The following is an 18,330-nucleotide window of genomic DNA, read 5'->3' on the forward strand; positions in this document are numbered from 1 at the left end:
AAGCGTAGCGCATCCGGCAAATCTCTTAACCCTTCATATCCCGTAACCGCCTGCTAAGCCAGATACCGTGGTGCGGTCGCTGGCGCCAGGCAACAGAAGAGATGGTGTGCATGGTATTAAGATGCCCCAGAATCCGTTGCAGATGCTGCTCAAGCGTACTTAATGGACCGTGCGAGAGCATCTCTGGTGATTCGAGAATATTCACATCGCCAGAACTTCCCGGTCCGTCATATTCCAGCCGCTGTTGACAGCGCTGGAGCGCAATTTCGCAGGATTCCAGATACCGCTGCGCCAGATCCGGCGTCAACATCGTGTGCTCCCTTGCCAGGGTAGTCATTGCATTGATGTGCTCGACGATGAACTGGCTGTGCGTAACCCACAGTTTCATATCTGCCAGATAGTGCGAGTTAAACCCGGGTTCCTGCATGGCCTGGTTTAAGGAGTTAAACAGCGTGTTTTGCGCCTGATTGACCCGCATGCGCTGATACGCCAACGGCGTGGCCTGCGGATCGTTGCTGAGGATTAGGCGGATGGCTTCTTGATCTGCTCCTAGCGCATCGTGAGCGTTCTTACGTAGTAAACCACTCTGCCATTGCGGCCACAGCCAGAGCGTACCGCCAAAGGCGATCAAACAGCCGATTACGGTGTCGACAAACCGGGGCACGATAAACTGTTCCCCATTCAACGTGAGTAACTGTAGGGTATATACCGCTGTGACCGTAAAGCCCACGGTAGCCCAGCCGTAGTTTTTACGGATGATCAGATAGCTCACCAGGGTTATCAGCAGCATAGCCGCCAGCGTGAAGCCCTCAGGAATATGAAAGTGCAACGTGACGCCGGCAATGACCAGTCCGACAAGCGTGCCCACCGAGCGGTGTAAAATACGCACCCGGGTTGCGCCGTAGCCATTTTGCGTGACGAACAGTACCGTCATCAGGATCCAGTAAGGTTTTGGCAGGTGCAAAGCGCTACCCATCAGGCTTGCGATACTCAACATGACGCTGATGCGTCCGGCGTTACGCAGCGCCGGTGATTTCAACGACAGGTAGTTTTTCAGTGCAGGAATTAACGGTAATCGACGCTGTTTATCAGCCATCAAATCCCGGGCATACAGTGGGCGTTGGGTACGCAGTACACGGGCAATGCGGCTGAAATGCCAGTAGCAAAATTGTCCCACCGGGTTATCCGGGTGCTGCCGGGCAATCTTCTCCAGGGTGCCGATCTGCTTTTCCATCGAGAAACGGGTTGGCAAACGGTGATACAAAATATCATCGGCCAGTACCCGAAGGCGTTCGGCGACGGTACGCGCGTTCCAGCGAATCACCTGTTCGGCGTGGCTACGCTCAACCAGTTTTTGCACTTCTTCGGGCTGGTGCAGGCTAACGGAAATATGTTCCTGTAAATCGAGCGCCTCCTGAAAGGCACGTAGCAGTCGTTTGTATTCATTATTGTGATGTGCCGACAGCATGTGCATTTGCTGGTAGCACTGGGTAATCAGATCCACGGCTTTTTGTTGACGGACCAGCAGGGGCGGTAGCGCTTTTTCGGGATCGGCATGCTGGGTCAACATGCTGTATTTGGCCTCACAGTAATCGGCTAATTCGCGGTACAACAAACTGAGTGATTCGCGCAGCGGTTGTTCACGCCACATCCAGAACCAGAACCAGTTAAACAGGCCGTACCATACTGTCCCCAGCGCGTAGATCAGCAGCGGTTCCCAGACCGGCATGTTGCCGGCCAGACTCAGTGTGAAAATCGCCGCGATCAGCGAGGCGGGCAGAAGTCGCGCATGCAACGGGCTTAGCTCGGCGGTCACACCGAGAATCAGCGTCAGGCCGGTGAGGATCAGCGGCAGGGGTATAGTCTGTGCCAGCAGTAACTGCATTATCAGGCTGCAGCCGGCAAACAGCGACGCGCCAATCACTAAGCGTTTGAAAAAGCGCTTATGTGGGGTATCAAGACCCGCAATATTGCAGCAGGCAGGGACGAGGGAAAATAAGAGCCCCAGATGAAGCTGACCAATGATAAGACCGACAGCCACAGGTAAACATAGCACCAGCGTCTGTCGTAGTGCGTAGTTGATCTCGGGGTGATAAATCAGTCTTCGCCACATCGGAGCAAACAAAAATGGCGCATTACGACGTAACACGCCATGTCGATGGGATTAACGCGTGCCGTAGACGACGATGGTCTTACCATGCGCGGAGATCAGGTTCTGATCTTCCAGCATTTTCAGGATACGACCAACGGTTTCACGGGAACAGCCAACGATCTGGCCAATTTCCTGACGGGTGATTTTAATCTGCATGCCGTCCGGGTGGGTCATTGCGTCAGGCTGTTTCGCCAGATTCAGCAGAGTCTGGGCGATACGACCAGTTACGTCGAGGAAGGCAAGGTTGCCTACTTTTTCAGACGTTACCTGCAGACGACGAGCCATCTGAGAAGACAGGCGCATCAGAATATCCGGGTTGACCTGGATTAATTGGCGAAATTTTTTGTATGAAATTTCAGCGACTTCACATGCGGTTTTGGCACGTACCCAGGCGCTACGTTCCTGGCCTTCTTCAAACAGGCCTAATTCACCAATGAAATCGCCCTGATTCAGATAAGAGAGGATCATTTCTTTCCCTTCTTCATCTTTGATCAGCACTGCCACTGAGCCTTTAACGATGTAATACAACGTTTCCGCTTTTTCACCCTGGTGAATCAGCGTGCTCTTCGATGGGTACTTATGAATATGGCAATGAGACAAGAACCATTCGAGAGTCGGGTCTGTTTGCGGTTTGCCAAGCACCATGCGCGGTTATCCTCTGTTATAAGCTGTCTCCAGAGCCAGAACACGACGCTGTCTCTGGGGTTGCAAAAATGTGCTTCCCGCTACCTGGGAAGGGGGCTGCTAAAAATAGATTGCAGCCTGTAATGTGATGTCCTCTGCATACATGCAGTACGTCAATGTATTACTGTAGCATCCTGACTGTTTTAGCATAGCTTTCGCCGTGTGTCTCCTGGTGTCTCGCTTCAGCATGACGCAGGTCGCCTTACATTGCGAGAATTGTTATGTACGCGTAATCTGTCAGGAAAATTGAAACATTGGAGTTACGAAATATGCAAGCGCGTGTAAAGTGGGTTGAGGGGTTAACCTTCCTCGGTGAGTCCGCCTCTGGCCACCAAATCTTGATGGACGGTAACTCCGGTGATAAAGCGCCGAGCCCGATGGAAATGGTGTTAATGGCGGCAGGGGGGTGTAGCGCCATTGATGTCGTGTCCATTCTGCAAAAGGGACGCCAGGATGTCACCAACTGCGAAGTGAAGCTCACCTCTGAGCGCCGTGAAGAAGCACCGCGTCTGTTTACCCACATCAATCTGCATTTCATCGTGACGGGTCGCGACCTGAAAGATGCGTCTGTGTCTCGGGCGGTTGATCTTTCTGCTGAGAAATATTGCTCTGTGGCGTTGATGCTGGAAAAAGCGGTGAATATCACCCATTCCTATGAAGTGATTGCTGCTTAACACATGATGCCGGATGGTGGCGTAGCCTTATCCGGCCTACATAACGATACCGACTCGCAGGCCCGATAAGCGTAGCGCCATCGGGCACATCCCATACATCACTCTATCTTTTTACCTTCCATCAATCGCTGGACCAATGGCAGCATGATCAATTCCATCGCCAGACCCATTTTTCCACCCGGCACGACTAACGTATTGATATGGGAAATGAATGAGCCCTGCAGCATGGCCAGTAGCCAGGGATAATCGATCCCTTCCAGATTACGAAAATGAATCACGACAAAGCTTTCATCCAGTGATGGAATGCTTTTAGCGGCAAAGGGATTGGAAGTATCGACGGTCGGTACGCGCTGGAAGTTAATATGCGTCCGGGAAAACTGCGGCGTGATGTAATTGATGTAATCGTCCATGGAGCGCACCACCGAGTCCATTACCGCTTCACGGGAATGTCCACGCTCGCTGGTGTCGCGGGTGAGTTTCTGGATCCACTCGAGGTTGACGATCGGCACCACGCCGACCAGCAGATCAACATGCCGTGCCACGTTTTGCTGCGGTGTCACCACGCCGCCGTGCAGGCCTTCATAGAATAAGACGTCCGTCGGTTCAGGCAGCGGCTGCCACGGAGTAAACGTCCCCGGAACCTGATTCCACGGTACGGCTTCATCGTAGGTGTGCAGATATTTTCGTGACTGGCCTTTGCCGGTCTGGCCGTACTCGCTGAAGGTTTGTTCCAGCAGGCCGAAGTCGTTGGCTTCGGGGCCAAAATAGCTGATGTGCCGCCCGGCATCCCGCGCTTTACGGATCGCCATGTCCATTTCCGGACGGGTATAGCGGTGAAAACTGTCGCCTTCCACCTCGGCAGCGCGCAGATTTAACTGCGCGAAAATTTTACGAAACGCGAGGCTGGTGGTGGTGGTCCCCGCGCCGCTGGATCCTGTTACCGCAATCACCGGATGTTTGGCAGACATAACAACTCCATAAATAGGTTGGGTTTTTATTATAGTCGGCCAACGGCAGCAGGTTACTCGTGAAGCTGTTTCCTCGGCATTATGTTGACCGTTTCATGCAGTTCGGACCATACCAGCACAGCTTCACCTGATTGTAGTTGGCGTTTGACGTCGGCGACTTTTTGTTCGAGCGAGCGTTCATGTTCACCATAATCGGTGCCTTCGCGCAAGACAAAGCTTTCAATCAGGTTATCCAGCGCGTCCGGGGAGATGTCTTGCCAGGGAATCATCATGATGATGCCTCCAGATATGTTGTCAGCCAGTCTGGAATACGCGATTCCAGCCACATCTCAGGGCGACGTAACGTGCCGCCAATAAATCCGACGTGTCCACCGTGCTCGGTGAGTTGATACTCCACCTGCGGGGGCAGATTCTCGGGTTGCGGGATGACATGACTGTCCATAAACGGATCGTCTTTGGCGTGGATAATCAGCGTCGGTTTGGCTATCTGATTGAGCAGCGGCATGGCGCTACACTGACGATAGTAATCTATAGCATCAGCAAAACCGTGGATTTTAGCCGTGATCAAATCGTCGAAATCGCGAATACGACGCAGGGACTTCAACTGGGCCAGACTCACCGGCAGCGAACCCGGATAGGCCTCGAGCTTACGTGAGGCATTGGCTTTTAACAGATTGAGCAGGTAGCGCTGATAGACGCGGGAGAAACCGGTCTCCATATGATAACTACAGGCTTCCAGCACGAATGGCGCAGAGACGATAACCGCCGCATCAATTGGAATGTCGGTGCCCTCTTTTGCCAGCAGGCAGGCCAGCATATTGCCGCCGAGCGAATAACCTACTGCAGCGGTTGGAACGCGTCCAAACTCGCGCTCCAGCCAGTGTAAAAACCAGGTGCCGTCTTCTGTTTCACCAGAGTGATAAATGCGGTTCAGGCGATTGGGTTCGCCGCTGCAGCCGCGAAAATGCATCACCACGCCGAGCCAGCCGCGCTTTTGCGCCGCTTCAATCAGACCGTGGGCGTACGGGCTGTTCAGGCTTCCTTCCAGACCGTGAAAAACCACCAGGCGCGGCTTATGCCTGGCCTGCTGTGGATCTTCACTCCATGCCAGATCGACAAAGTCACCATCGGGTAATTCCAGACGCTGCCAGTAGGCGTCGAACTTCACCTTACGGCGTATTAAACGCGGCAGCATCGTCTGTAGATGACGGTTACTGATACCGCGCATCGGGCGGAATTCTCGCGAATCGTCGTTAGGCGGGGTCATTTCTGTGGACGTGATTTCAACCATAACACCAGAGCAATTAATAATCGGAAAGAGTAACTATACCGCGCACAGCGCGTGCGGGTTAGCCAATATGTGATTTTGTCGCCAGTCAGTTAGCCGGTTACGCGAGCCTGGACCGAAACGTAGGCCTGATAAGACGCGCGAACGTCGCCATCAGGCATTTTCGGCTCCGGTGCCGGATGGCAGCTTCGCCTTATCCGGCAATCAGGGCTACTCAGCCAGCATCTGCTCAAGCTGTTCCTGCGCATCCAGCCAGGCCATTTCACACTCTTCCAGCCCGGATTTCGCACTGGCCTGCTGTTGCAGACATGCCGTGAGCTCAGCTTTACGGCTTTGGTCGTACAGTTCGCTATCACCGAGCTTCTCTTCAGCCTGTGCCAGTAGCGCGTGTAGTTTCTCCATCTCTTTTTCCAGACGGGTAATCTCTTTACGCAAGGGTTGTGTCAGGGTGCGCAGTTCCGCTTCACGACGCTTCTGGTCTTTACGTGCCTGGGCACTGTTAACGCTCTCTTTCGCTGGTTCGTCGCCCTGATTTTCCTGTTTCTGGACATCACTCAGCCACTGCTGATAATCCTCCAGATCGCCGTCAAACGGCTCGACTTTCTTGTCGTGTACCAGATAGAGGTCGTCTGTGGTGGAGCGGATCAGGTGACGGTCGTGCGAGACGACAACCAGCGCGCCTTCAAAATCGATCAGCGCCTCGGTCAGCGCCTGACGCATATCCAGGTCCAGGTGGTTGGTCGGTTCATCGAGCAGCAGCAGATTCGGGCGCTGCCAGACGATCAACGCCAGCACCAGACGCGCTTTTTCGCCACCGGAGAAGCGGCGTGTCTCTTCGCTGACTTTATCGCCCTGGAAGCCGAATCCACCCAGGTAGTCACGCAGTTTCTGCTCCAGCTCTTGCGGCGCCATGCGTGCCAGATGCTGAATGGGTGATTCATCGGCGCGTAAAAACTCCAGCTGGTGCTGTGCGAAGTAGCCCAGTTTGATGCCTTTCGCCAGGCCAATCTCGCCGCTGATGGGGGCCAGTTCGCCTGCCAGCAGCTTGATCAGCGTGGATTTACCCGCACCGTTGCGCCCTAACAGGCCGATGCGAGAACCCGGCACCAGATTCAGTTTGATGGAGTCGAGGATTGTGCGATCGCCGTAGCCAGCACTCACTTTTTCCATTTTCAGCAGCGGGTTAGGCAGGCTTTCCGGTTCACGGAAGCTGAAATGGAACGGGTTATCGACATGGGCTGGCGCGATAAGCTCCATGCGCTCCAGCATTTTGATACGGCTCTGCGCCTGTTTTGCCTTGGTTGCTTTCGCGCGGAAACGATCGATATAGCTTTGCAGATGCGCCACGCGCTCCTGCTGGCTCTCGTACATTGCCTGTTGCTGCGCGAGGCGGGTCGCACGCTGGATTTCAAACGCGCTGTAGTTGCCGGTGTACTCGAACATGGTTTGCTGTTCGATATGAATAATTTTATCCACCACCGGATCGAGGAAGTCCCGGTCGTGGGAAATCAAAATCAGTGTGCCCTGATAGCTTTTCAACCATCTTTCCAGCCAGATTACCGCGTCAAGATCGAGGTGGTTGGTGGGTTCATCGAGCAGCAGCAGGTCTGAACGGCAAATCAGCGCCTGGGCCAGGTTGAGACGCATACGCCAGCCACCGGAGAAATCGCTGACCGGGCGGTCGAGCTGCTCGTTAGAGAAACCGAGACCGTGCAGCAGGCTGGCCGCGCGTGAGCGAATGGTCCAGGCGTCTATGGCGTCCAGCTTTCCGTGTACGGTGGCAATGGCGTGTCCATCGTTACGTTCGTTGGCATCGTTTAACTGGGCTTCCAGTTGACGATATTCGCGGTCGCCATCAATCACGTATTCCAGCGCTGGCTGTGGTAACGCAGGCGTTTCCTGATTCACCCATGCGAGTTGCCAGTTTCCCGGAAACGTAAATCCGCCGGCGTCAGCGCTGATTTCATTTTTCAGCAATGCCAGCAGGGTAGATTTACCGCAGCCATTTTTACCCACCAGGCCAACCTTCTGCCCAGGATTAATGGTGGCCGTGGCATTGTCCAGCAAGACGCGCACGCCGCGACGAATTTGTAACGATGAGAAAACAATCATAAGGCGCCGTATGTTCAGACTATGTTAATTTATCATTATGATAATGTAATGTGTGGGCCGTTTGCCGCACCGAGGCGCAATGGTAGCCCAAAACGCTGAAAATAGACAAAAGACAAAACCGGGAGGGGGATGATGTCCCAGCCAGCGAAAGTGTTGCTGCTGTATGCCCATCCGGAATCTCAGGACTCGGTCGCGAACCGGGTTCTGCTTAAACCGGCCATGCAGCTCAGTAATGTTACCGTGCACGATCTTTACGCGCACTATCCCGATTTTTTTATCGATATTTCGCACGAACAGGAACTGTTGCGTGAGCATGACGTGATTGTTTTTCAGCATCCGCTCTATACCTATAGCTGCCCGGCCCTGCTAAAGGAGTGGCTTGACCGCGTACTGAGCCGTGGGTTTGCCAGTGGCCCCGGGGGGAACCAACTGGCGGGAAAGTACTGGCGGAGTGTGATCACCACTGGTGAGCCAGAAAGTGCGTATCGGTATGACGCGCTGAACCGCTATCCGATGAGTGATGTGTTACGTCCTTTTGAGCTGACGGCAGGAATGTGTCGGATGCACTGGATGAGTCCCATCATCGTTTACTGGGCCAGACGGCAAACGAAGCAGGAGCTGGACAGCCATGCTAAAGCGTATGGTGACTGGCTGGCGAATCCGATTCCTGTGGGAGGCCGCTGATGGAAGGTTCTGATTTATTGACCGCGGGAGTGCTGTTCCTCTTCGCGGCGGTGGCTGCGGTGCCGTTGGCATCGCGGCTGGGTATTGGGCCGGTGTTGGGCTATTTGCTGGCGGGGATCGCTATTGGCCCATGGGGACTTGGCTTCATCAGCGACGTGGATGAAATTCTGCACTTCTCCGAGCTGGGCGTGGTCTTCCTGATGTTCATCATCGGGCTGGAACTTAACCCGGCCAAACTATGGCAATTGCGGCGTTCAATTTTTGGTGTTGGTGCCGCGCAGGTGTTACTTAGCGCGCTTGTCCTGGCAGGGTTATTGATGCTCACTGACTTTTCCTGGCAGGCGGCAGTAGTCGGTGGGATTGGTTTGGCGATGTCATCGACGGCAATGGCATTACAGCTGATGCGGGAAAAAGGGATGAACCGCAGTGAATCCGGACAACTGGGCTTTTCGGTGCTGTTGTTCCAGGATTTGGCGGTGATCCCCGCGTTGGCGCTGGTTCCGCTGTTGGCAGGATCAGCCGATGAGCATTTTGACTGGATCAAAGTGGGCATGAAAGTGCTGGCTTTTGCTGGCATGTTGATTGGCGGACGCTATCTGCTGCGTCCTGTATTTCGCTTTATTGCGGGGTCCGGCGTGCGGGAAGTGTTTACCGCAGCCACGCTGCTACTGGTATTGGGTTCTGCGTTATTTATGGATGCGCTGGGCCTGTCGATGGCGCTGGGAACGTTTATCGCTGGCGTGCTGTTGGCGGAAAGCGAATATCGACATGAACTGGAAACGGCGATTGATCCCTTTAAAGGGCTTTTGCTCGGGTTATTTTTCATCTCGGTGGGGATGTCACTTAACCTTGGCGTGCTTTACACCCATATTTTGTGGGTAGCGGCGAGCGTGATAGTACTGGTCATCGTGAAGACGCTGGTGCTCTATGTGTTGGCGCGGCTGAACGGCATGAGAAGCTCGGAGCGGATGCAATTTGCGGGGGTGCTAAGCCAGGGCGGAGAATTTGCCTTTGTGCTTTTTTCAACAGCATCTTCCCAGCGGCTGTTTCAGGGCGATCAGATGGCACTTTTGCTGGTAACCGTCACGCTGTCGATGATGACCACGCCACTGTTGATGAAGCTGATTGATAAATGGCTCTCTCGCCAGTTCAACGGCCCGGATGAGGAAGCTGAACAGCCCTGGGTGGAAGACGATAAGCCGCAGGTTATCGTGGTGGGGTTTGGGCGTTTTGGTCAGGTGATCGGCCGTTTGCTGATGGCGAACAAAATGCGTATTACCGTCCTGGAGCGGGATATCAGTGCGGTGAATCTGATGCGTAAATATGGCTATAAGGTTTATTACGGTGACGCCACGCAGGTGGAGCTTTTACGTTCCGCTGGCGCAGAGGCGGCGCAGTCTATTGTGATCACCTGCAATGAACCTGAAGACACGATGAAGCTGGTGGAACTGTGCCAACAGCATTTTCCGCATTTGCATATTCTTGCGCGAGCGCGCGGACGTGTAGAGGCGCATGAGTTATTACAGGCGGGTGTCACGCAGTTTTCCCGAGAAACCTTCTCGAGCGCACTGGAACTGGGTCGCAAAGCGCTGGTGTCGTTGGGGATGCATCCGCATCAGGCGCAGCGCGCCCAGTGGCATTTTCGTCGACTCGATATGCGCATGCTACGGGAATTGATCCCGATGCACACCGATACGGTGCAAATCTCTCGTGCCAGAGAGGCCCGGCGTGAGCTGGAGGAGATTTTTCAGCGGGAGATGCAGAAAGAACGGCGCCAGCTGGATGGCTGGGATGAATTTGAGTAGAGGATAACCATGGCAATTCGTAAACGTTTTATTGCAGGCGCAAAATGTCCGTCCTGCCAGGCGCAGGATTCGCTGGCGATGTGGCGCGAAAATAATATCGATATTGTTGAGTGTGTTAAGTGCGGTCATCAGATGCGCGAGGCCGATAAAGAGGCCCGCGAGCACGTTCGCAAAGAAGAGCAAGTGATCGGGATTTTTCATCCGGACTAGCGATATGCCGCAGCTTTTTTTAAGCTAGAGGGTACACGGGTGCAGAATTCCGCTACAATCTGCGCCACTATTCTTTCCATGCTCAGGAGATATCATGAAAGTAGCAAAGGACCTGGTGGTCAGCCTGGCCTATCAGGTACGTACAGAAGACGGTGTGTTGGTTGATGAGTCTCCGGTGAGTGCACCGCTGGACTACCTGCATGGTCACGGTTCCCTGATTTCTGGCCTGGAAACAGCGCTGGACGGTCATGAAGTTGGCGATAAATTCGACGTTGCTGTAGGCGCAAACGACGCTTACGGTCAGTATGATGAAAACCTGGTGCAGCGCGTGCCTAAAGACGTCTTCATGGGCGTTGACGAACTGCAGGTTGGCATGCGTTTCCTGGCTGAAACTGACCAGGGTCCGGTACCGGTAGAAATTACCGAAGTGGAAGACGACCACGTTGTGGTTGACGGTAACCACATGCTGGCTGGCCAGAATCTGAAATTCAACGTAGAAGTTGTTGCTATCCGTGAAGCGACCGAAGAAGAGCTGGCCCACGGCCACGTTCACGGTGCGCACGGTCACGACCACGATCATGACCACGGTCACGATGGTTGCTGCGGCGGTCACGGCCACGACCATGGTCACGAGCACGGCGGCGAAGGCTGCTGCGGCGGTGGCGGTAAAGGTAACGGCGGCGGCTGCGGTTGCCACTAATACCCTTCGTCTTTCAACCCACAGCGGTGTTGGCTGCGCTTTCGAATCCCGGTCACATAGTTATCTATGCTCCCGGGACTTCCTCAAGCTTGCCGCCTTGCTGTGATTTGAAATCCTTTGGGTATATGTGAGTAGATCCGATAAGCGTTAGCGCCTTCGGACACAAAAAAGCGGGGAAACCCCGCTTTTTTTACGTCTCAATAATGTGGCGGCGGGGTCTCTTCAGACTGCGACGCGATATGAGACGGCTGAGTGGCTTTGAGCTTTTCTGTCAGCAGACGCAGATGGTCGCGCAGTTTGGCCATTTCCAGTTCATGTGCGGTCACGGTTACGTTCAGCTCTTCAATGGTTATTTCCTGAAACGCCAGGCGACTCTCCAGCTCAGCCAGGCGAGTTTCCATCGTTGTATCCTGCATGATTCACCTCTTCTGTTTTCTCCGGCAGATCGCGGACTGCGGCGAATTCTACTTAACTTTGCCTGTTTGCACAGCACTCATTCCTCAGCAACGAAACTAATTTAAACAAAAAGTGTCTGAAAAGTGGTGATAATAGGGCGTGCCTGTATGTTGATTTGTTCTACAACGCTTTATAGTACGTTTTTATGTTAGCTAACCCTGGGGTGAGATGCCCCGGCCCTGGAGAGATGGATGAAATCACTGTTTAAAGTAACGCTGCTGGCGACCACAATGGCCGTTGCACTGCATGCCCCGATCACCTTCGCTGCTGATGCTGCGAAACCAGCCGCTACCGCTGACAGCAAAGCAGCATTCAAAAATGACGACCAAAAAGCCGCTTACGCGCTGGGCGCGTCCCTGGGTCGTTACATGGAAAACTCCCTAAAAGAACAGGAAAAACTGGGCATCAAACTGGATAAAGATCAGTTGATCGCGGGTGTTCAGGATGCGTTTGCAGATAAGAGCAAACTGTCTGACCAGGAAATCGAACAAACTCTGCAGGGGTTTGAAGCTCGCGTGAAGAGCTCCGCTCAGGCGAAAATGGAAAAAGACGCGGCTGACAACGAAGCCAAAGGTAAAGTTTACCGCGAGAAATTTGCTAAAGAGAAAGGCGTTAAAACCTCTGCTACTGGCCTGGTCTACAAAGTAGAGAAAGAAGGTACCGGTGAAGCACCGAAAGACAGCGATACGGTGGTTGTGAACTACAAAGGTACGCTGATCGATGGTAAAGAGTTTGATAACTCTTACACCCGTGGTGAGCCGCTCTCTTTCCGTCTTGACGGTGTTATTCCAGGCTGGACTGAAGGCCTGAAAAACATCAAGAAAGGCGGCAAAATCCAGCTGGTTATCCCACCGGATCTGGCATACGGTAAAACGGGCGTTCCGGGCATTCCGGCAAACTCCACGCTGGTCTTTGATGTTGAACTGTTAGATATCAAACCGGCACCGAAAGCAGATGCGAAGCCAGATGCTGCACCGGCTGATAAAGCTGCAGACAGCAGCAAAAAGTAAATGATTAGAAACCGCCGCCCACAGGGCGGCGGTTTTTTATTATCGGCAGGATATAATTAATACTGGAAAGCGCCTTGTGCGCTGTATTACTTTAGATGCCCCTATAATAGTGATGAGCCTGCCCTGACAACATAACGACAGGCTCCTGAAAAGGAGTGCTTTTTTTCATGTCCAGGTCGCTTTTAACCAACGAAACCAGTGAGCTAGATTTACTGGATCAACGTCCTTTCGATCAAACCGACTTCGATATCCTTAAATCCTATGAAGCGGTTGTGGACGGGTTGGCGATGCTCATTGGTTCCCATTGTGAAATCGTATTGCACTCTTTGCAGGATTTGAAATGCTCGGCCATTCGCATCGCTAACGGTGAACACACGGGCCGTAAAATTGGCTCGCCGATTACCGACCTTGCATTGCGTATGCTGCATGATATGACGGGTGCGGATAGCAGCGTGTCGAAGTGTTATTTCACACGCGCGAAAAGCGGTGTCTTGATGAAGTCGGTGACGATTGCCATTCGCAACCGTGAGCATCGCGTGATTGGTCTGCTGTGCATCAACATGAACCTTGATGTCCCTTTCTCGCAGATAATGAATACCTTTATCCCGCCGGAGACCCCGGAAGTGGGATCAGCCGTGAACTTCGCGTCCTCAGTCGAAGATCTGGTGACCCAGACGCTGGAGTTCACCATTGAAGAAGTGAACGCCGATCGTAACGTCTCCAACAATGCCAAGAATCGTCAGATCGTCCTGAATCTGTATGAGAAAGGGATCTTCGATATTAAAGATGCGATCAATCAGGTTGCCGATCGTCTGAACATCTCCAAGCACACGGTCTACCTCTATATTCGCCAGTTCAAAAGCGGTGATTTCCAGGGGCAAGATAAGTAATGCGTTTTGCCATCATGGTAACCGGGCCCGCCTACGGCACACAGCAAGCGAGTAGCGCATTGCAATTTGCGCATGCGCTACTCGAAGAAGGACACGAATTGTGTAGCGTCTTCTTTTATCGTGAGGGCGTGTATAACGCGAACGTTCTGACATCGCCCGCCAGTGATGAATTTGATTTAGTGCGAGCCTGGCAAAAGCTTCACCAGCAGCATGGTGTGGCGCTGAATATCTGTGTTGCGGCAGCCTTGCGGCGTGGTGTTGTTGATGAGACTGAGGCAACACGGCTAGGGTTGTCTGGTGCTAATTTACAGTCAGGATTTACTCTCAGCGGTCTTGGATCGCTGGCTGAAGCATCCCTGACGTGCGATCGCGTGGTGCAGTTTTAATGAAACGTGTTGCCTTTGTTTTTTCTACTGTGCCGCACGGCAGCGCATCCGGTCGCGAAGGACTGGATGCTTTACTGGCGACATCTGCATTAACGGAAGATCTCGGCGTGTTCTTTATCGGTGATGGTGTCTTCCAGATCCTCCAGGGGCAACAACCGGATGTCGTTCTGGCGCGAGACTATATCGCGACTTTTAAACTGTTAGGATTGTACGATATAGAACAATGCTGGCTTTGTGCGGCCTCATTGCGTGAGCGAGGCCTTGCAGAGGGGGCGAGTTTTGTGGTTGATGCGACGGCGCTTGAACCGGAAGATTTGCGTCGTGAGCTTGGCAACTATGACGTCATTTTGAGGTTTTGAGGCTCTTATGCTGCATATTTTACATCGCTCTGCGTGGCTAACCGACTTCTCCTCCCTCCTGCGTCTGATTGCTGAAGATGACGAGCTTTTACTGCTTCAGGATGGCGTCACTGCAGCAATAGAAGGCAGTCGTTTCCTTGAAAGTCTGCAAAATGCCTCCATTAAGGTCTATGTACTGGAAGAAGACATTAAAGCTCGCGGGTTGGGTGGTCAAATTTCAGACAGTGTCGTCAGGGTTGGCTATACTGACTTCGTCAGACTTACGGTGAAGCATCCCAGCCAGATGTCCTGGTAATTGTGGGATCGTTGTATATTTCTTGACACCTTTTCGACACCGACCTAAAATTCTGCGTCCTCATATTGTATGAGGTCGTTTTATTACGTGTTTACGAAGCGAAAGCTACAACCAGGAGCTATTTAATGGCAACAGTTAACCAGCTGGTACGCAAACCACGCGCACGCAAAGTTGCAAAGAGCAACGTGCCTGCACTGGAAGCATGCCCGCAGAAACGTGGCGTATGTACTCGTGTATATACTACCACTCCTAAAAAACCAAACTCCGCACTGCGTAAAGTATGCCGTGTGCGTTTGACTAACGGTTTTGAAGTGACTTCCTACATCGGTGGTGAAGGTCACAACCTGCAGGAGCACTCCGTGATCCTGATCCGTGGCGGTCGTGTAAAAGACCTCCCGGGTGTTCGTTACCACACCGTTCGCGGTGCGCTTGACTGCTCCGGTGTTAAAGACCGTAAGCAATCACGCTCCAAGTATGGCGTGAAACGTCCTAAGGCTTAATGGTTCTCCGTTAAGTAAGGCCAAACGTTTTATATTAATGTCAAACTAAACTCGTAGAGTTTTGGACAATCCTGAATTAACAACGGAGTATTCCCATGCCACGTCGTCGCGTCATTGGTCAGCGTAAAATTCTGCCGGATCCTAAGTTCGGATCAGAGCTGCTGGCTAAATTTGTAAATATCCTGATGGTAGATGGTAAAAAATCTACTGCAGAAACCATCGTATACAGCGCGCTGGAGACCCTGGCTCAGCGTTCTGGTAAAGATGGCCTGGAAGCTTTTGAAGTAGCCCTTGAAAACGTGCGTCCGACTGTCGAAGTTAAGTCTCGCCGCGTTGGTGGTTCTACTTATCAGGTTCCAGTTGAAGTCCGTCCGGTTCGTCGTAATGCCCTGGCAATGCGTTGGATCGTTGAAGCTGCTCGTAAACGCGGTGATAAATCCATGGCTCTGCGCCTGGCGAACGAACTTTCTGATGCTGCAGAAAACAAAGGTACTGCAGTTAAGAAACGTGAAGACGTTCACCGTATGGCAGAAGCCAACAAGGCGTTCGCACACTACCGTTGGTAATCCCTTCGGAGTTTTAGTCACCAGGCGGGCGCTTCTAGTAAGCAGCCCGCTTTGGGCTACTTAAATTGAACGCCTAAAAGATAAACGAGGAATCAAATGGCTCGTACAACACCCATCGCGCGCTACCGTAACATTGGTATCAGTGCGCACATCGACGCCGGTAAAACCACTACTACCGAACGTATTCTGTTCTACACCGGTGTAAACCACAAAATCGGTGAAGTTCATGACGGCGCAGCCACCATGGACTGGATGGAGCAGGAGCAGGAGCGTGGTATTACTATCACCTCCGCAGCGACTACTGCATTCTGGTCTGGTATGGCTAAGCAGTATGAACCGCATCGCGTAAACATCATCGACACCCCGGGGCACGTTGACTTCACTATCGAAGTAGAACGTTCCATGCGTGTGCTTGATGGTGCAGTAATGGTTTACTGCGCAGTTGGTGGTGTTCAGCCTCAGTCTGAAACCGTATGGCGTCAGGCAAACAAATATAAAGTTCCGCGCATTGCGTTCGTTAACAAAATGGACCGTATGGGTGCGAACTTCCTGAAAGTTGTTGGTCAGATCAAAACCCGTCTGGGCGCGAACCCTGTTCCGCTGCAGCTGGCAATTGGCGCTGAAGAAGCGTTCACCGGTGTTGTTGACCTGGTGAAAATGAAAGCCATCAACTGGAACGAAGAAGATGCAGGCGTAACCTTCACTTATGAAGATATTCCGGCTGACATGCAGGAACTGGCTGAAGAATGGCACCAGAACCTGATCGAGTCCGCTGCGGAAGCTTCAGAAGAGCTGATGGAGAAATACCTGGGTGGCGAAGAACTGACTGAAGAAGAGATCAAAAAAGCTCTGCGTCAGCGCGTTCTGAACAACGAAATCATCCTGGTAACCTGTGGTTCTGCGTTCAAGAACAAAGGTGTTCAGGCGATGCTGGATGCGGTAATTGATTACCTGCCATCCCCAGTAGACGTACCTGCGATCAACGGTATTCTGGACGACGGTAAAGATACTCCTGCTGAGCGTCATGCTAGCGATGACGAGCCGTTTGCTGCTCTGGCATTCAAAATCGCTACCGACCCGTTCGTGGGTAACCTGACCTTCTTCCGTGTGTACTCTGGTGTGGTTAACTCCGGTGACACCATCCTGAACTCAGTGAAAACTGCACGTGAACGTTTTGGCCGTATCGTACAGATGCACGCTAACAAACGTGAAGAGATCAAAGAAGTTCGCGCGGGCGATATCGCGGCTGCAATCGGTCTGAAAGACGTGACCACTGGTGACACCCTGTGTGACCCGGATCACCCGATCATTCTGGAACGTATGGAATTCCCTGAGCCGGTAATCTCCATCGCAGTTGAACCGAAAACCAAAGCTGACCAGGAAAAAATGGGTCTGGCTCTGGGCCGTCTGGCTAAAGAAGACCCGTCTTTCCGTGTATGGACTGATGAAGAATCTAACCAGACTATTATCGCCGGTATGGGTGAGCTGCACCTCGACATCATCGTTGACCGTATGAAGCGTGAATTCAACGTTGAAGCGAACGTCGGTAAACCTCAGGTTGCTTACCGCGAAGCGATTCGTGCGAAAGTTACCGATATCGAAGGTAAACACGCTAAGCAGTCTGGTGGTCGCGGTCAGTACGGTCATGTTGTTATCGACATGTACCCGCTGGAGCCGGGTTCAAACCCGAAAGGCTACGAGTTCATCAACGACATCAAAGGTGGTGTAATTCCTGGCGAATACATCCCGGCCGTTGATAAAGGCATCCAGGAACAGCTGAAATCTGGCCCGCTGGCGGGTTACCCGGTTGTTGATCTGGGCGTGCGTCTGCACTTCGGTTCTTACCATGACGTTGACTCCTCTGAGCTGGCGTTTAAACTGGCCGCTTCTATCGCCTTCAAAGATGGCTTTAAGAAAGCGAAACCAGTTCTGCTTGAGCCTATCATGAAGGTTGAAGTAGAGACTCCGGAAGAGAACACCGGTGACGTTATCGGTGACTTGAGCCGCCGTCGTGGTATGCTTCGTGGTCAGGAATCCAACGTCACTGGCGTTGTTATCCATGCTGAAGTTCCGCTGTCTGAAATGTTCGGATATGCAACCCAGCTGCGTTCTCTGACCAAAGGCCGTGCTTCTTACTCCATGGAGTTCCTGAAGTACGACGATGCGCCGAACAACGTTGCTCAGGCCGTTATTGAAGCCCGTGGTAAATAAGCCACAGGATTAAAACCTAAGTCCCGTGCTCTCTCCAAAGGGGAGAGCACTATAGTAAGGAATATAGCCGTGTCTAAAGAAAAATTTGAACGTACAAAACCGCACGTTAACGTCGGCACCATCGGCCACGTTGACCACGGTAAAACTACCCTGACCGCTGCAATCACCACCGTACTGGCTAAAACCTACGGCGGTGCTGCTCGTGCTTTCGACCAGATCGATAACGCTCCGGAAGAAAAAGCTCGTGGTATCACCATCAACACCTCTCACGTTGAATATGACACCCCGACTCGCCACTACGCGCACGTAGACTGCCCGGGCCACGCCGACTATGTTAAAAACATGATCACCGGTGCTGCGCAGATGGACGGCGCGATCCT

General features: G+C 52.7%; 20 protein-coding genes and 1 pseudogene. 14 read left to right on the forward strand and 7 right to left on the reverse strand.

Going from position 1 to position 18,330, the window contains the following annotated elements; genetic code table 11:
- Positions 1-25 precede the first annotated feature (25 nt).
- Both RYZ59_RS05990 and crp read right to left on the reverse strand, forming a co-directional pair.
- The gene (locus tag RYZ59_RS05990; protein WP_318045653.1) at positions 26-2,113 is read right to left on the reverse strand and encodes a YccS/YhfK family putative transporter; all 2,088 of its coding nucleotides are present in this window, start codon (positions 2,111-2,113) and stop codon (positions 26-28) included.
- A 51-nt stretch (positions 2,114-2,164) separates the two neighbouring features.
- Positions 2,165-2,797 carry a cAMP-activated global transcriptional regulator CRP gene (gene crp, locus RYZ59_RS05995; protein ID WP_000242758.1) on the reverse strand — a complete coding sequence of 211 codons (633 nt, stop codon included), beginning with the start codon at positions 2,795-2,797 and terminating at the stop codon, positions 2,165-2,167.
- 308 nt (positions 2,798-3,105) lie between these two features.
- Between crp and RYZ59_RS06000 the strand changes: the two genes are divergently transcribed.
- Positions 3,106-3,510 (forward strand): OsmC family protein, encoded by a 405-nt coding sequence (locus RYZ59_RS06000; protein ID WP_202037578.1) that lies wholly within the window; start codon positions 3,106-3,108, stop codon positions 3,508-3,510.
- A gap of 98 nt (positions 3,511-3,608) precedes the next feature.
- On the opposite strand, the gene RYZ59_RS06005 is transcribed toward RYZ59_RS06000, so the two are convergent.
- The 4 genes and pseudogenes from RYZ59_RS06005 to RYZ59_RS06020 all read right to left on the reverse strand — a co-directional run bounded on the left by RYZ59_RS06005 (position 3,609) and on the right by RYZ59_RS06020 (position 7,878).
- Positions 3,609-4,478 carry a phosphoribulokinase gene (locus RYZ59_RS06005; RefSeq protein WP_318045257.1) on the reverse strand — a complete coding sequence of 290 codons (870 nt, stop codon included), beginning with the start codon at positions 4,476-4,478 and terminating at the stop codon, positions 3,609-3,611.
- Positions 4,479-4,531: 53 nt separating this feature from the next.
- Positions 4,532-4,750 carry a YheU family protein gene (locus RYZ59_RS06010; RefSeq protein WP_202037580.1) on the reverse strand — a complete coding sequence of 73 codons (219 nt, stop codon included), beginning with the start codon at positions 4,748-4,750 and terminating at the stop codon, positions 4,532-4,534.
- Positions 4,747-5,815 (reverse strand): annotated as a pseudogene (locus RYZ59_RS06015) (hydrolase). Before RYZ59_RS06015 ends, RYZ59_RS06010 begins: the two are co-directional and overlap by 4 nt.
- A 161-nt stretch (positions 5,816-5,976) precedes the next feature.
- Positions 5,977-7,878, reverse strand: coding sequence for an ABC transporter ATP-binding protein (locus RYZ59_RS06020; protein ID WP_318045250.1), 1,902 nt, complete (start codon positions 7,876-7,878; stop codon positions 5,977-5,979).
- A gap of 132 nt (positions 7,879-8,010) precedes the next feature.
- On the opposite strand from RYZ59_RS06020, the gene kefG reads away from it, so the two are divergent.
- The 4 genes from kefG (at position 8,011) to slyD (ending at position 11,277) form a co-directional block, all read left to right on the forward strand.
- Positions 8,011-8,562: a glutathione-regulated potassium-efflux system ancillary protein KefG gene (gene kefG / locus RYZ59_RS06025; protein WP_137381147.1), complete on the forward strand. Its 552-nt coding sequence runs from the start codon at positions 8,011-8,013 to the stop codon at positions 8,560-8,562.
- Positions 8,562-10,367, forward strand: a complete 1,806-nt coding sequence (gene kefB, locus RYZ59_RS06030) for a glutathione-regulated potassium-efflux system protein KefB (RefSeq protein WP_318045247.1) — start codon at positions 8,562-8,564, stop codon at positions 10,365-10,367. Before kefG ends, kefB begins: the two co-directional genes overlap by 1 nt.
- A 9-nt stretch (positions 10,368-10,376) precedes the next feature.
- On the forward strand, positions 10,377-10,577 hold the full coding sequence (locus tag RYZ59_RS06035) for a YheV family putative zinc ribbon protein (RefSeq protein ID WP_005121675.1): 201 nt from the start codon (positions 10,377-10,379) through the stop codon (positions 10,575-10,577).
- Positions 10,578-10,671: 94 nt separating this feature from the next.
- Positions 10,672-11,277 carry a peptidylprolyl isomerase gene (gene slyD, locus RYZ59_RS06040; RefSeq protein ID WP_003023634.1) on the forward strand — a complete coding sequence of 202 codons (606 nt, stop codon included), beginning with the start codon at positions 10,672-10,674 and terminating at the stop codon, positions 11,275-11,277.
- Between the two features lie 197 nt (positions 11,278-11,474).
- Here the strand turns inward: slyD and RYZ59_RS06045 are convergent, their stop codons facing one another.
- Positions 11,475-11,693: a protein SlyX gene (locus RYZ59_RS06045; RefSeq protein WP_003023639.1), complete on the reverse strand. Its 219-nt coding sequence runs from the start codon at positions 11,691-11,693 to the stop codon at positions 11,475-11,477.
- Between the two features lie 231 nt (positions 11,694-11,924).
- Here RYZ59_RS06045 and fkpA point away from each other — a divergent pair, with 231 nt between their 5' ends.
- The 9 genes from fkpA to RYZ59_RS06090 form a co-directional block, all read left to right on the forward strand.
- On the forward strand, positions 11,925-12,743 hold the full coding sequence (gene fkpA / locus RYZ59_RS06050; protein ID WP_137381131.1) for an FKBP-type peptidyl-prolyl cis-trans isomerase: 819 nt from the start codon (positions 11,925-11,927) through the stop codon (positions 12,741-12,743).
- 167 nt (positions 12,744-12,910) lie between these two features.
- The gene (locus tag RYZ59_RS06055; RefSeq protein WP_003023643.1) at positions 12,911-13,633 is read left to right on the forward strand and encodes a transcriptional regulator; all 723 of its coding nucleotides are present in this window, start codon (positions 12,911-12,913) and stop codon (positions 13,631-13,633) included.
- On the forward strand, positions 13,633-14,019 hold the full coding sequence (gene tusD / locus RYZ59_RS06060; protein ID WP_005121677.1) for a sulfurtransferase complex subunit TusD: 387 nt from the start codon (positions 13,633-13,635) through the stop codon (positions 14,017-14,019). Before RYZ59_RS06055 ends, tusD begins: the two co-directional genes overlap by 1 nt.
- On the forward strand, positions 14,019-14,378 hold the full coding sequence (gene tusC / locus RYZ59_RS06065; RefSeq protein WP_202037585.1) for a sulfurtransferase complex subunit TusC: 360 nt from the start codon (positions 14,019-14,021) through the stop codon (positions 14,376-14,378). Before tusD ends, tusC begins: the two co-directional genes overlap by 1 nt.
- A gap of 7 nt (positions 14,379-14,385) precedes the next feature.
- The gene (gene tusB / locus RYZ59_RS06070; protein ID WP_202037586.1) at positions 14,386-14,673 is read left to right on the forward strand and encodes a sulfurtransferase complex subunit TusB; all 288 of its coding nucleotides are present in this window, start codon (positions 14,386-14,388) and stop codon (positions 14,671-14,673) included.
- 125 nt (positions 14,674-14,798) lie between these two features.
- Positions 14,799-15,173 (forward strand): 30S ribosomal protein S12, encoded by a 375-nt coding sequence (gene rpsL / locus RYZ59_RS06075; protein WP_003023654.1) that lies wholly within the window; start codon positions 14,799-14,801, stop codon positions 15,171-15,173.
- A 95-nt stretch (positions 15,174-15,268) separates the two neighbouring features.
- Positions 15,269-15,739 carry a 30S ribosomal protein S7 gene (gene rpsG, locus RYZ59_RS06080; RefSeq protein WP_016154763.1) on the forward strand — a complete coding sequence of 157 codons (471 nt, stop codon included), beginning with the start codon at positions 15,269-15,271 and terminating at the stop codon, positions 15,737-15,739.
- 96 nt (positions 15,740-15,835) lie between these two features.
- The gene (gene fusA, locus RYZ59_RS06085) at positions 15,836-17,950 is read left to right on the forward strand and encodes an elongation factor G (RefSeq protein WP_003023659.1); all 2,115 of its coding nucleotides are present in this window, start codon (positions 15,836-15,838) and stop codon (positions 17,948-17,950) included.
- Positions 17,951-18,019: 69 nt separating this feature from the next.
- Positions 18,020-18,330 (forward strand): GTP-binding protein (locus RYZ59_RS06090; protein ID WP_000031691.1); only part of this gene is annotated, 311 nt, incomplete at its 3' end.

It is taken from the genome of Citrobacter sp. HN-141 (assembly GCF_033341895.1).
Classification (GTDB): Bacteria; Pseudomonadota; Gammaproteobacteria; order Enterobacterales; family Enterobacteriaceae; genus Citrobacter.